The organism is Bdellovibrio sp. (assembly GCF_036384735.1).
GTDB lineage: Bacteria > Bdellovibrionota > Bdellovibrionia > Bdellovibrionales > Bdellovibrionaceae > Bdellovibrio.
In genome coordinates, this window is sequence record NZ_DASVLT010000056.1 from 29,107 (window position 1) to 41,738 (window position 12,632).

The following is a 12,632-nucleotide window of genomic DNA, read 5'->3' on the forward strand; positions in this document are numbered from 1 at the left end:
ACAGTGTCGAGCAAGCCACTTTCGACAGTAGCATATGTCGACATCTCGAAGTTTATGGGTGATTGGTATGTGATCGCCAACATTCCGACGTTCGTTGAAAAAGGTGCCAATAATGCGATAGAGTCTTACTCTTGGAATTTAGTGGAAGATCGAATCGATGTCGATTTTCGCTACAATGCGGATTCGCCGAAGGGACCTATTAAAAGATATCCGCAAAAGGCTTGGATTTATGACAAAAAGACCAATGCCGAATGGAGGGTGCAACCTTGGTGGCCTTTTAAGTTTTCATACCTTGTTATTGATTTGGCTCCGGACTATTCATACACGGTTATTGGAGTCCCAAGTCGCAACTATGTTTGGATAATGGCTCGCAAACCGCAAATAGAGCCAGAGATATACAGCCGCATAGTTTCCAAGTTAAAATCATCGGGATATGAGGTTTCCAGAATTCAGAAAGTGCCGCAAATTTGGTGATTTTTACGGAAGATTTTTTAGATAACTTTGAAATTCACCCATCGACGAAAAGATAGTCACATCACGGTCAAGATTTAAATCTAACTGAGCAGCATTTCGTCCGGCCAACAAGAATGCCATTTTCACAGGCAAATTTCTGTCAAGGAAGTTGACGTAACTAAAAAGGCTTTCTTTAGCACCTTCTTTTTGTGAAACTGTGCTTGAAATCAGAAGGTGAGTTGCTTTGTAGCGGAGGCATGTTTCGCTTAAGTCCTTTTTGGGTGTGCTTGGACCAAGGAATAATGTTTGAAGTCCCTTAAGTCTACTGAGGCTTGAAGCAAAGGAAATTCCCATATCATGCAAATCTCCTTCAGGAGTTGTCATGACTAGACGAGATTGTGATTTGGGCCTTTTGATATCACTCTGGACCAGTATCAATTGCTCTTTGATATATGCGGATAGAATGTGCTCTTGCCCGACGGACATTTGTTCGGCTGCGACAAGTTTTCCAATTTGACCAGCAAGTGGGGTCAGAATATCCGAAATATATATTTCGGGTTTCGAGTCGCGACGCTTTTTATGAAGAATATCAGAAATCTCTTCCCATTTGTAAAGGTGGGCAAGATCCATGATCTTATAAATATCTTCCAAATGCTTATTGGGTGGAGTTGTATTAAAGCCTGCGGCCTGCTGCTGAGGAAGAATTTTTTCGAGATCAGATAGGTCAAGCTTGGCGATATTTCCAATCTTGTAACCTTTTTCTACCAAGCTCTGCAGAAGGCGAGCTTTTTGAATGTCATCTTGGGAGTAAATTCTTCGCCCTGTCGGGCTACGCTTGGGTTTGAAGGCTTTATAGCGTGTTTCCCAGCCGCGCAATGTAAATTCGGAAATCCCTGTAAGTTCAATAACCTGTCTTATTGAAAACGACTCGTTTTTAATCATCATTTTTAATTATACAAAACCTCTTTCATTTGTATAGAAAAATCTATACAATGATGACAAGCTGAAGCATATCGGCGAATGAGGTGGCAATTGAAAACAGCGGTCGTTGGCGCCGGCATCAGTGGTTTGGGTGCTGCTTGGATTTTGAGTCAGAAAGACGAGGTTCATCTTTTTGAATCAGAACATCGTCTTGGTGGTCATGCTCATACCGTCCAAGTAAATGATGGTTCGTCTGAGATTCCTGTTGATACTGGATTTCTTGTCTATAATGAATTGACCTATCCCCATTTAAAAAAATTCTTTAAGACACTTGATGTTCAGACCGTCGAGTCTGATATGTCTTTGGCGATCAAGGCGCCCCATAAGAATTTGGAATGGGCGGGTACGAATCTCAGGACCATTTTTGCTCAAAAAACCAATATACTGAGGCCCGCATTTTTAAGAATGCTCTATGATATTACCCGGTTTCATCGTGAAGCTGAAGCTAACAGAGAGCTTGCGGGAAAGTACGGATGGACTCTGGGACAACTTATCCAGTCCCGATCCTACGGCGAAGAGTTCAAGCGAGACTATTTGTTGCCTATCGGCGCCGCTATATGGTCAACACCGGAAAGAGGCATGGAAGCGTTTCCTGCTGAAACTTTTTTAACTTTCTTTATCAATCATCAACTTTTGCAAATAAATGACCGTCCTATTTGGAGAACGGTTGAAGGTGGCTCTGTAGAATACGTCAAAAAGGTTTCAGCTCGTATTCCTTTTATACATTTAAATGCCCCAGTTCAGAATGTAGAGAGACTTGCAGGAAAAGTTTTACTTCGCACAGCTGGAGAATGTCTGGAGTTTGATCGCGTTGTCTTTGCGACTCACGCACCAGTCACCTTAAGAATTCTTGAAAATCCAACGGATCTCGAGCGCCGAGTTTTAAGCTCCATCGGTACTTCCGCTAATAAAACATACCTTCACACGGACTCCTCTTTTATGCCAAGTAGAAGGAAGTGCTGGTCCTCTTGGAACGTAATGAGCTCCCCTGAAAATCAAAATCATGAAAGTGTTTCGCTAACTTATTTTATTAATAAGCTTCAACCTCTTCGCACAGAGAAAGATTATTTTGTGACTCTCAACCCGCGTTCTCCGGTGCAAAGAGTCTTGCGAGAGTTGAGTTATGACCATCCTCAATTTGATCGTGAGGCGATTGAAGCACAAAAGTCTTTGCCGCTGATTCAGGGACGAGGCGGTGTCTATTTCGCTGGGGCATGGACTCGATATGGTTTTCATGAAGATGGCCTTTTGAGTGCAGTCCGAATTGGTGACCTTCTTGGAATCAAGCCCCCGTGGGAGGTCTCATGAGTGCGCTGCGAATTCTAAAAGGACATGTTTACCATAGCAGGAATCACCAAGTTCGACATTCCTTTCGCTATCCAACCTTTGCTTTACTGTTTACTCTTCGCTCAGAAGATGAGTATTTGAGAGTTTTGAAAAGAAAAACCTCTGGCTTGTTATCTTTAAAGTCCACGGACTATCTGCATGGTGTGAAAGGTTCTTTAAAAGAATCTGCCATTCTTTTTTTAAAAGAACAGTGCCAGTACGAAGCAGATCAAATTGTCCTACAAACCTTTCCGCGAATGTTCGGATTTGCCTTCAATCCCGTTAGTTTCTGGTTTTGCTTTCGACAGGGGCATCTCGAGGCAGTGTTGTGTGAGGTGAATAATACCTTTGGCGAACGGCACTTCTATTGGATTTGTCCGCCAGGTGGAATTTTGAGTTCTCAATTTTATCGCTCTGATAAAGTATTTCACGTCAGTCCTTTTTTTCCAGTCGATGGCTTCTATAAATTTCGATTTAAATTTGAAAAGCTACATTCGCGTGTCGATATAAACTACTACGATGCGAACGAGACATTGCGGTTTTCTTCTTGGATCGAAGGTCAAGTTTCAAACTTTGAAAATGAATCTGTATCACGGCTTTTTTGGACCTATGGTTGGATGACCCCACTTGTGGTGATTCGTATTCACTGGCAGGCATTAAGGCTTTGGGTGAAACGAGTGAGTTTTTATAAAAAACCTGCGCCACCTCGTAAGGAGGTCACATGAACAAGATGACACTGAAAACACGTATTCTTATTAAGCTTCTTCAGGCCTCCAAGGGAGCTACACTTCAGATAACATTTCCTGATGGATCTAAAGAGGAATTTGGCTCTGGTGGGCCGGTGATTTCCCTTTGTGTTCTTGATTGGAAAGTTTTTGATGATCTTATCGATAGGGGAGATTTGGGAATGGCCGAGGCCATCATTCGTGGTGATCTGGTTGTTGACGATGTCTCGGCCCTTGTGCGGTGGGCTTGCATTAACGAAGATTCAGTAGCTCGCTTGTTGCATGGAACGTGGTATGGCACATTTTTAGCCCGTCTTCGCCATCTCCTAAATGCGAATACCAAACAGGGGGCTAAGAAGAATATCATGGCCCATTACGATTTAGGCAATGACTTCTATCACCTTTGGTTAGATCCAAGCATGACTTATTCAGCGGGCATTTTTTCTGATCAAAATGATGACCTCCATGAAGCGCAAATGAAGAAGTATGACCGCATTATCGATGCACTCGATATTCGTTCGGGCGATCACATTCTTGAAATTGGCTGTGGCTGGGGAGGCTTTTTTTCGCGAGCGATAGAGCGAACAGGGTGCCGAGTGACTGCTGTTATGAATTCTCCATCACAGGCACAATACAATCGCGAATTGATTGCAAGATCTGGGTTTGCAAATCATGTCGATTTGCGACAGCAGGACTATCGTGAAATAGATGGACGCTTTGACAAAGTAGTTTCCATTGAAATGGTTGAGGCCGTCGGAGAAAAATACTGGTCTGATTTTTTTGGTAAGGTCAGCAGTTCGTTGAAAGACAAAGGAGCGGCCTTAATTCAGTCCATCACAATGCAGGATCAATACTTCGATCAATATCGTAGAAAAACCGATTTTATTCAACGCTATGTTTTCCCTGGGGGAATGCTTTTAGCTCCAAAAGTATTTGCCGACTACGCAAATCGTTTCGAATTAAAAGACGAAAAACCTTTTGAATTCGGCATTTCTTATGCAGAGACACTTTTGAAATGGAAGGAGAACTTTCAAACAGTCGATGGCGATGTCCGGCGTTTGGGTTTTGATGATCGCTTCATGCGTCTCTGGAATTTATATTTAAGCTACTGTGAAGGTGCGTTTCGAGCAGAACGTATTAACGTTGGCCACTACCTGATGCAAAAATAAGGAGAGTAGTCATGGCTCTTGGATTGTTTATTGATTTGATGGAGCGAGGATGGATCCCTGAACATCTTGTTCGGGCGGGCATTCGAAGGCTTTGTCGCGAGCGCCTCAAAAGTCTGGAAATTGCCGATAGAGAATTGGAACAGGAACGAAATTCTGCTTATGTCAGAGAACTAAAAAAATCTGCAGTCGCATTTGCAACTGAAAAAGCTAATCAGCAGCACTATGAATTGCCAGCAAGTTTTTATGAATTGGTTTTGGGAAAACAAAAAAAATACAGTTCGGGTTACTGGCCCTCGGGATGTTCGAATCTAGATCAAGCTGAAGAGTTGGCATTGCAGACGACATTGGCTCGGGCGGAAATTGCTGACGGGATGAGGATCCTCGACATGGGGTGCGGCTGGGGGTCTGTTTCTTTGAAATTGGCAGAACAGTTTCCGAGCTCACAGATTGTAGGTATTTCGAACTCCAAATCTCAGCGGCAATATATCATGAATCAGGCATCAAAGCGTGGACTTCAGAATATATCTATCCTAACAGGAGATATTAGTGCCTTTGATGCTCCTAAAGATTGGTTTAATGGATTTGATCGGGTGATCAGCGTTGAAATGCTCGAGCATATCCGAAATTATGAAAAGTTGTTTGCACAAATTGGGCAATGGCTGAAGCCCGAAGGAAAATTTTTCGTCCATATATTTACTCATAATCGTTATGCCTATCCGTTTGAAACAGAGGGAGATGACAACTGGATGGGGCGCTACTTCTTTACGGGTGGCCAGATGCCAAGTCACCATCTATTGACCTATTTTCAAAAAGATCTTTTTTTAGAGCAGCAATGGAGCTGGTGTGGGACGCACTATCAGAAGACATCTGAGGCGTGGCTGCAAAATATGGATCGAAACCGAGACGTTATTTTGTCGATTTTTCGCGAAGTTTATGGCGTAGCAGAGAGCGAGAGATGGTTTGAGCGCTGGAGAGTTTTCTTTATGTCATGTGCGGAGCTATTTGGATTTGACGAGGGCCGCGAATGGGGAGTCTCGCACTATTTGTTTAAGAATCGACCACGCTAGGAGAAATTTGTGGAAAACTTTTGGATGCAGATTGTTGGTGCGCTCGTACTTATGACTCTGATTATGACGGTCACATGGTTGTTTGCGAGGCAATGGGACAATTACAGCATCGTAGATGTGGTCTGGTCGTTGTCGTTTTCCTTGATGGGGTGTTTTTACTTTTTGACAAGTCAGGGATGGTGGCTTCGAAAAGCTTTAGTTTTGTTGGTGATTCTGCTTTGGAGTCTCCGCCTTTCCTATTTTCTAGCTCGGCGAATTTACTCGCATCATCCAAATGAAGATTCCCGATATAAAACTCTACGCAAAGAATATGGCTCGCAAATAGCCTCGAGGTTTTTTCTTTTCTTTCAGTATCAAGGGGTCAGTGTTGTTCTTTTGAGTCTGGTATTTTTAGAGCCGATTAAAAATGGGAGCGAAGGATTTTCTTGGATCGAATGCATTGGTTTTTCCTTAAGTTTATTTTCTCTTTGCGGGGAGGGAATTGCCGATGCTCAGGCCCAAAAATTCAAGTCTAATCCTGAAAACTCAGGGAAGGTTTGTGATGTCGGGCTGTGGAGATATTCTCGGCATCCCAATTATTTTTTCGAGAGCATGATCTGGTGGGGATTTTATCTCACGGCTGTGGGCACGTCCGGTGCGTTATACACGGTCTATGCGCCGTTGACGATTTTATTTATATTGGTCAAGGTCACAGGAATTCCACCTTCTGAAAGTCAAGCGTTGCAAAAAAGAGGTGAGGCCTATCGGAAGTATCAGGCAAGGACCTCCGCATTTGTTCCTTGGTTTCCCAAAAAGGGGGCTTAATGACCTGGTTCAGAAAGTCTATTGAGCGCGGCAAGTCTTTTATCTTACATCAACTCAAGCAGGGAGCTACTCCTGAAGGGCTGGCTCGCACTTGTGCGGTGGGAGTGGCGTTGGCGCTTTTTCCAGCTCTAGGAACGACCACAGTTCTGTGTTTTTTAGTGGGGACTGTGATGAGGCTTAACCAGCCGACCTTACAGGTCGTCAATTACATGCTGGCACCAGTTCAACTTTTTCTTATTCCAGTATTTCTGAAGTTGGGAGCCTGGATTTTTTCTGTTCCTGCCGTTTCGCTTAATCCCAGGACGGTTGTTAGTGAGTTTTTCAATTCGCCATCTGCATTTTTTGTAAATTTCGGTCTGGCTGGCTTGATGGCTATGGTCGCGTGGTTGGTTGTAATGCCGGTCGCAGCATTTGCGGTTTATTTGATTTTGAAAGGTCTATTTACCGGCATTCAAAAGGTGAGAGAGTGACATGAAAACCCTCATTGTTTTATTTCAGCTCCTACCTCTTCTTGCGTGGGCTGACGTGCAAACCCGAATTTCTAGGATCTATGAAATTGGCAAGTTGCATGATTCACCGTTATTTGTGCAAACGACTGAAATACAAACGACTGGTTTGGGTGATTTTATCTCGAATGCTAAGATCGAGAACTCCTCTGGCAAAGTTGTTATGACCGAGAAGGTGGTGGTTCAAGGCGGTTCGCTCATTTCTCAGTTTGTTGAACAACTTCAATCCATGGAGGCCTGGGAATTGCGAGTTGATGGTAATAAGGCGATCTTTAAGACTTATAAAATTACTGAAAGCGGACGGCGCGATGAGGGTGGGAAGACTGAAATTGTGAAGTCGTTTATTAACGGTCCTCTCATGGAGAATTTCATTACCAAGCACTGGGGTGAATTGATAGCAGGCAAAACCGTTAGCACGGCTTTTAGCGTTTTGGAATTGGAGCGAACCGTCGATTTCAAATTTGAAAAGACCACGGAAGACGAGCGTCTTGGCAAGAGGGTCATGGTTGTTAAAATGAAACCTTCAAATTTTTTTATCTCCATGTTGGTTGATCCAATGTTTCTGGAGTTTGATATTGCGACAAAAAAAATGGTCTATTTTAAAGGTCGTACTCCATTAAAGATTCTAAAGTCCGGTGCTTGGCAGCCGTTAGATGCTGAAATTCTCTATTAACAGCTTTAAAGCGTTTGCCAAATACGGAGCCCATTTTGATTTCCTTTGAATGTCTTGAGTAGATTGAATATTGACTTTCGATTTAGTTCATATTAGTATGAACTAAATCGGAGATTAAGATGCAAGCATCTCAAACGTCTCATTCTGAAATTACCCTATACTACGATGGGCTTTGCCAACTATGTTCCCGTGAGATTGAGCACTACAGAAAAATGAGTGGAGCCGATCATATTATATTTGTTGATATTACTGCAGCGAACTTTGATGCAGTGGCTGAGGGTCTGGATCCTCATAAGATTCATCAGAGTCTTCATGTAAGGGATGCGCAAGGGAAGACCTATTTAGGAGTCGAGGCCTTTATCATGGTTTGGTCTCAATTAGATTCCTTGAAGAAAATTGTACCTGTGGTTTCTTTGAAACCAGTAAAGAAAGTGCTCGAGGCGGGATACTTTGTATTCGCAAAGGTGAGACCTTTACTTCCGAGAAAAAAATGCTCGGACAGTCCTTATTGTGAATTGAAGTGACATCAATGGGTATCTCTAGGGCTTCAAAAGAAAAGTTTGTCGGCCTCTCTAAAGACGAGACTGAACGACTTATTAGAATGGGTTGGGAAGATCGCACCACTTTTGATGCGATCAAAGAGCAGTTTGGTTTATCACCGAATGAATTTGTTCAGTTCATGAGATTGGTCCTGACCCAAGATGCCTTCAAGCGATGGAGGCGAAGGATTTATCGCCATGGGCACTTGAAGAATGAAAGTGCCAGAGGTTTCAAGGTCACTCGTTTTAAGTGTTCAAGACAGTCTGTTGATGGGATTACGAAGGGCTGGAAGTAGCTGAGGAGGATCCATTGAGTTCCTTTGATTGGATGGATTTGCAGTTTGCCTGTTGTTTTTTTCTTACCGGAGTTATCTGGGTCATTCAACTAACTCACTATCCGGCCTTTGCCATGATTGTCCGCGATCAATTTGTGACGTTTCATAAGCGACACACATCTGCAATGGGATTTATTGTTGGTCCAGGAATGATTGTTGAGCTTTTAACCGCAATCCTCTTGTGTCGTGAATATCAGCTGGTTTGGATCTGTAACCTTGCGGGAGTTCTTTTGATATGGGGCATGACGATATTTTGGAGCATTCCCTCCCATTCTAAATTGGCACAAGGGCAAGATCTCTTGGAGATTCGCAATTTAGTGCGCACGAACTGGTTTCGCACATGTATTTGGACAGTGCGATCATTTGTTTTTATTTTGATGATTGCGAGCCCCCATGCATTTCTGAAGGTTGTATGAGTTTTATTGCCGTCAAGACCTCGATTTTTAGAAAGATAGCACTTTCAATCTGGGGAGGTGGTGGAGATCCTTCGGTGTATGGATTTCTGGAGGTCGATGTGAGTCACTTAAATCTTACGTCGTCTCCCATGCCACTGGTTATCAAGGGTCTTAGCGAAGTCATGAAAAAGCACCAAGAGCTCAACTTTGTTGTAAGATTTGGCAGACTTTATCGCCGAAAGAACATCAATATATCCGTCATGGTGAACATCCTAGAAAATGGTAAGCATGATCTCTCTTTTCTGACTTTGCGAGATGTAGATCGGATGGACTTGGCGGAAATAGAAGCGCGAGTTTCCCATGCGGCTAAACAAATTCGCGACCGGAATGACCCTCACCTAGGTTTCGCTTTGCGGTTAATAGACCGGTTGCCTCGTTCTTTTACAAAACTATTTCTACATGCTTACACTTTTATAACACACGATCTTAATTTGAATTTGTCGGGGCTTCGATTGCCGAAAGACCCATTCGGTTCAGTTATTGTTACGAATGTTGGATCTTTGGGAATTAAAAAGGCGCTGGTTCCTTTGGTTCCGTTGACTCGGGCTGGTCTCTTGATCTCTCTTGGTCAGATTAGTGAAGAGGCTATCGTTATCAACCATAAAATTGAAATTCGTAAAATCATGCATATTGGAGTGACTTTTGATCATCGTCTCTTTGACGGGGCTCAAGCCGCAGCCATGATACGGGATTTTGAAATTTTCCTTCAGAGCAAAAAGTAGTTCGTCTCACTCGCTCTGGGCTTTCATAGCTTCTTCTGTCCAGTAATTCAGAGACTCCTGGTCACTTTGGCCAATAACAAAGCCAAGTGCAAACTGAGCGAGGGAGATCATCTGCCCCAACTCCTCAAGACGGGTTGTTTCAAGAAGTGAGTTTTGATCTCCTCTCTTTTGGTGGATCTTATCGAGTGCCTCAAATTGCTTTTGCGCCTCTGCAATGATTTTGGCTTCTCGTTCTTTAAGAATGTCTTTGATCACAGAGACGACATTCGGTGCTGCAGAATAGCGCTTAGTTTTTTTTCCGTCCTCGGTCATTATGATGAGGCCATACTCTTCAAGTTCGGAAAGAGCAGGGCTTACAAGAGATTTTGAAACTTCGAGACGTTGAGTGAGTTCGGCGCCGCTGAGACTGGTTTTAGATAAAAAAACTTGTGTCCAGATTTCCCCATGAATTCTTCGAAATCCCCAATAGCGTATAAAATCGCCGACAGATTCTGAAAGGGCTCGGAGTTTATGGATTTCACTTAAGTCTGCCTGGATTGTCATTTTTTTATTTGCCTCTTTAGATTTTGATTTTCTATTTGTTCATACTGCCATGAACAAATAGAAAATCAAGATTCATGGGGCACCAATTCAGATAACTGCATGATTTTAAATTCGGTCAAAAGAGAAAAAGTTTTCGATTTTTTGTCTCAGAAGGTTCTGGATTTATTCCGGTACATAGGGAAAGTTTATGATCTTTGAGAATTTCTGATTAAGAGTTCTAGAGTATTGTGATTCGATAGACTGATCAAGATGGGCTTAATGTCTTTATTTCCTTTGGTTGAGGAGCCATAAGCCGCTGGAAAAGAATTGTTATTGCGTTACAGTGATCCGGCAAAGACTAGAGTAACTTTTAAGCCGCCATGATCAGTCGGTGTATCGAGAATAATTTTGACCTCATGAAGGTCGGCGATTTTTTTGACGACAGCCAGTCCGATACCGCTTCCTTCGGTGTTGTGCCCTTTGAGTCGTACGAATCTATCGAACACTCGTTCGCGGTCCTCCTTAGGAATACCAGGACCATTATCTGTGATAATCACAAGAATCTTTTCATTCTGTCGTGTCAGCTCAATATCCACCTTGGAATGAGCCGGGGAGTACCGGATCGCATTGTCGATAAGATTTGAAATCATCAGATCTAACCACAGGGTATCGCCTCGAACTTGATATTCGCCGGTGGCCTCCATACCGAGATCAATATTCTTTGCTAGCGCTTGTGGTGTCCATTTTGCAATGGCCTGTGCGACAAGACTATTGAGGTCGATGGAAGAAAAATTCACCTGCAGATTTTCTGGTTCTAGGCGTGCCAGAGCCAGCAATTGCGAAACAATGCGTGAAGTCCGATCGACTCCATGATTGATCGCAACAAGATGTTTATGCTGTTCTTCTTCATTGTCACTGCGAAGGGCCGCTTCGACTTGAGCTTTGATTCCCGCCAAGGGCGTGCGCAACTCATGGGCCGCATTGTCAGTGAATTCCTTTTCTTTTGTCATGGCGTTGTCGACCACGAGTAAAAGATTATTCAGTGATTGCACTACAGGGATAACTTCAGAAGGCAGATCAGGCACCTGGATCGGGGAAAGATTTGTCGGCGATTGTTTTTGAATCGCATCAGCAAGATTGGATAATGGTTTCAATCCAAGACTGACGGCAAGCCAAAGAATCAAGCCGATGATAGGCAAAGCTAAAAGCATGGGCCACAAGCTGCTGAATATCATACCGCGAATCAACTTTTGTCTGACATTAAGATCCTGCCCCACCATGATGCGTGAATCATTCTGATGGGAGGAAAAGACACGCCACTGTTTTTGTTCGACGCTGTGTTGGCTATACCCTTCGGTTTCTGACAAACTTTCTGTCGGGGCATTTTCTGAAAAGCCGATCATCTTATCTTCGCGCCAGATTTGAAACTCGATATCCTTTCCGCCGCTGGTTGGGATAGATTCTGTTCTTTGGATCGAAATAACCCCTTGGGTAAAAACTTGATGAGACAGGGATTGGGCAATTTGCTTTAATTGCATGTCCTGTTGATCATTCAAAGTTTTCTGAGTCATGAAATAACCGCCCATCAAGGTCAAAGCCCAAGCTAGGACCAGTGAAAGCATGATATTTTTAAGCAGTCGTGTTTTTAGCGAGTTATTCATGGTTGTCTGATTTCTCTGTGATATAGCCGACGCCGCGAATGGTTTTTATTATATCAGGACCCATTTTTTTACGAATGCGATGGACTAGTACCTCAACAGCGTTACTAGAAATTTCTTCGCCCCAGCCATACAGGCTTTCCTCAAGATCGGTTTTGGTGACCACGCGGCCGGCTCGCTCGAACAGTGTTTGAAGAATAGAAAACTCTTTGACGCCAAGATCAACAAGGTCGCCATTTTTTTTGATGGTGTGAGATGCTGGATCTAGGGTGATTCCCTGAATGGTTATTAGAGGATGCACGATGCCTTGAGCCCGACGATGAAGGGCGCGAATGCGTGCGCACAGTTCGCTGACATCAAATGGTTTGACCAAGTAATCGTCAGCGCCAAGATCTAAACCACGAACTCGATCCGGAGTCGCGTTGAGGGCCGTCAATATAAGGACGGGTGTCTTATTTCCACCCTTTCTAAGGCTTGCCAAAAAACTAAGACCTGACCCATCGGGCAGACGAACATCCAGGATGATGAGTTCATAATTTTGAGTTTTTACGGCAGCGGCGGCATCCTCGACTCGTTGAACCCAGTCGACGCTGAATCCTTCCCGTGTGAGGGCTTTTCGGGTGCCATCTCCAATTAAATAATCGTCTTCAATCAATAATAGCTTCATGATTCTTCGCTTTAAAAGTGAGCCATGTAA

At 43.5% G+C, this 12,632-nt stretch carries 16 protein-coding genes; 12 read left to right on the forward strand and 4 right to left on the reverse strand.

Annotated features, from left to right (window positions below; all coding sequences use genetic code 11):
• Positions 1–3 precede the first annotated feature (3 nt).
• Positions 4–474, forward strand: coding sequence for a lipocalin family protein (locus VF412_RS17225; protein ID WP_331340506.1), 471 nt, complete (start codon positions 4–6; stop codon positions 472–474).
• Between the two features lie 3 nt (positions 475–477).
• Here the strand turns inward: VF412_RS17225 and VF412_RS17230 are convergent, their stop codons facing one another.
• Positions 478–1,398 (reverse strand): MerR family transcriptional regulator, encoded by a 921-nt coding sequence (locus VF412_RS17230; RefSeq protein ID WP_331340507.1) that lies wholly within the window; start codon positions 1,396–1,398, stop codon positions 478–480.
• 87 nt (positions 1,399–1,485) lie between these two features.
• Here VF412_RS17230 and VF412_RS17235 point away from each other — a divergent pair, with 87 nt between their 5' ends.
• From VF412_RS17235 to VF412_RS17285, 11 genes are all read left to right on the forward strand, one after another.
• Complete coding sequence (locus tag VF412_RS17235; RefSeq protein ID WP_331340508.1) at positions 1,486–2,742, forward strand: NAD(P)/FAD-dependent oxidoreductase; 1,257 nt, start codon at positions 1,486–1,488, stop codon at positions 2,740–2,742.
• Entirely contained in the window at positions 2,739–3,485 is a 747-nt protein-coding gene (locus VF412_RS17240; protein WP_331340509.1) for a DUF1365 domain-containing protein, read from the forward strand. The genes VF412_RS17235 and VF412_RS17240 overlap by 4 nt, the downstream gene beginning before the upstream one ends.
• Positions 3,482–4,654, forward strand: a complete 1,173-nt coding sequence (locus VF412_RS17245; RefSeq protein ID WP_331340510.1) for a cyclopropane-fatty-acyl-phospholipid synthase family protein — start codon at positions 3,482–3,484, stop codon at positions 4,652–4,654. Before VF412_RS17240 ends, VF412_RS17245 begins: the two co-directional genes overlap by 4 nt.
• Before the next feature lie 11 nt (positions 4,655–4,665).
• Positions 4,666–5,721 (forward strand): cyclopropane-fatty-acyl-phospholipid synthase family protein, encoded by a 1,056-nt coding sequence (locus VF412_RS17250; protein ID WP_331340511.1) that lies wholly within the window; start codon positions 4,666–4,668, stop codon positions 5,719–5,721.
• Between the two features lie 9 nt (positions 5,722–5,730).
• Entirely contained in the window at positions 5,731–6,525 is a 795-nt protein-coding gene (locus tag VF412_RS17255; protein ID WP_331340512.1) for a DUF1295 domain-containing protein, read from the forward strand.
• Positions 6,525–6,995, forward strand: coding sequence for a DUF2062 domain-containing protein (locus VF412_RS17260; RefSeq protein WP_331340513.1), 471 nt, complete (start codon positions 6,525–6,527; stop codon positions 6,993–6,995). The genes VF412_RS17255 and VF412_RS17260 overlap by 1 nt, the downstream gene beginning before the upstream one ends.
• 1 nt (position 6,996) lies before the next feature.
• Complete coding sequence (locus VF412_RS17265) at positions 6,997–7,704, forward strand: hypothetical protein (RefSeq protein WP_331340514.1); 708 nt, start codon at positions 6,997–6,999, stop codon at positions 7,702–7,704.
• 119 nt (positions 7,705–7,823) lie between these two features.
• On the forward strand, positions 7,824–8,228 hold the full coding sequence (locus VF412_RS17270) for a DUF393 domain-containing protein (RefSeq protein WP_331340515.1): 405 nt from the start codon (positions 7,824–7,826) through the stop codon (positions 8,226–8,228).
• A gap of 5 nt (positions 8,229–8,233) precedes the next feature.
• Positions 8,234–8,539: a TIGR03643 family protein gene (locus VF412_RS17275; RefSeq protein ID WP_331340516.1), complete on the forward strand. Its 306-nt coding sequence runs from the start codon at positions 8,234–8,236 to the stop codon at positions 8,537–8,539.
• Between the two features lie 14 nt (positions 8,540–8,553).
• The gene (locus tag VF412_RS17280) at positions 8,554–8,994 is read left to right on the forward strand and encodes a hypothetical protein (protein WP_331340517.1); all 441 of its coding nucleotides are present in this window, start codon (positions 8,554–8,556) and stop codon (positions 8,992–8,994) included.
• Entirely contained in the window at positions 8,991–9,755 is a 765-nt protein-coding gene (locus VF412_RS17285; RefSeq protein WP_331340518.1) for a 2-oxo acid dehydrogenase subunit E2, read from the forward strand. Before VF412_RS17280 ends, VF412_RS17285 begins: the two co-directional genes overlap by 4 nt.
• 6 nt (positions 9,756–9,761) lie before the next feature.
• Here the strand turns inward: VF412_RS17285 and VF412_RS17290 are convergent, their stop codons facing one another.
• The 3 genes from VF412_RS17290 to VF412_RS17300 all read right to left on the reverse strand — a co-directional run bounded on the left by VF412_RS17290 (position 9,762) and on the right by VF412_RS17300 (position 12,602).
• The gene (locus VF412_RS17290) at positions 9,762–10,298 is read right to left on the reverse strand and encodes a GbsR/MarR family transcriptional regulator (RefSeq protein WP_331340519.1); all 537 of its coding nucleotides are present in this window, start codon (positions 10,296–10,298) and stop codon (positions 9,762–9,764) included.
• Positions 10,299–10,615: 317 nt separating this feature from the next.
• The gene (locus tag VF412_RS17295) at positions 10,616–11,938 is read right to left on the reverse strand and encodes an ATP-binding protein (RefSeq protein WP_331340520.1); all 1,323 of its coding nucleotides are present in this window, start codon (positions 11,936–11,938) and stop codon (positions 10,616–10,618) included.
• Positions 11,931–12,602: a response regulator gene (locus tag VF412_RS17300; RefSeq protein WP_331340521.1), complete on the reverse strand. Its 672-nt coding sequence runs from the start codon at positions 12,600–12,602 to the stop codon at positions 11,931–11,933. Before VF412_RS17300 ends, VF412_RS17295 begins: the two co-directional genes overlap by 8 nt.
• Positions 12,603–12,632: the final 30 nt, after the last annotated feature.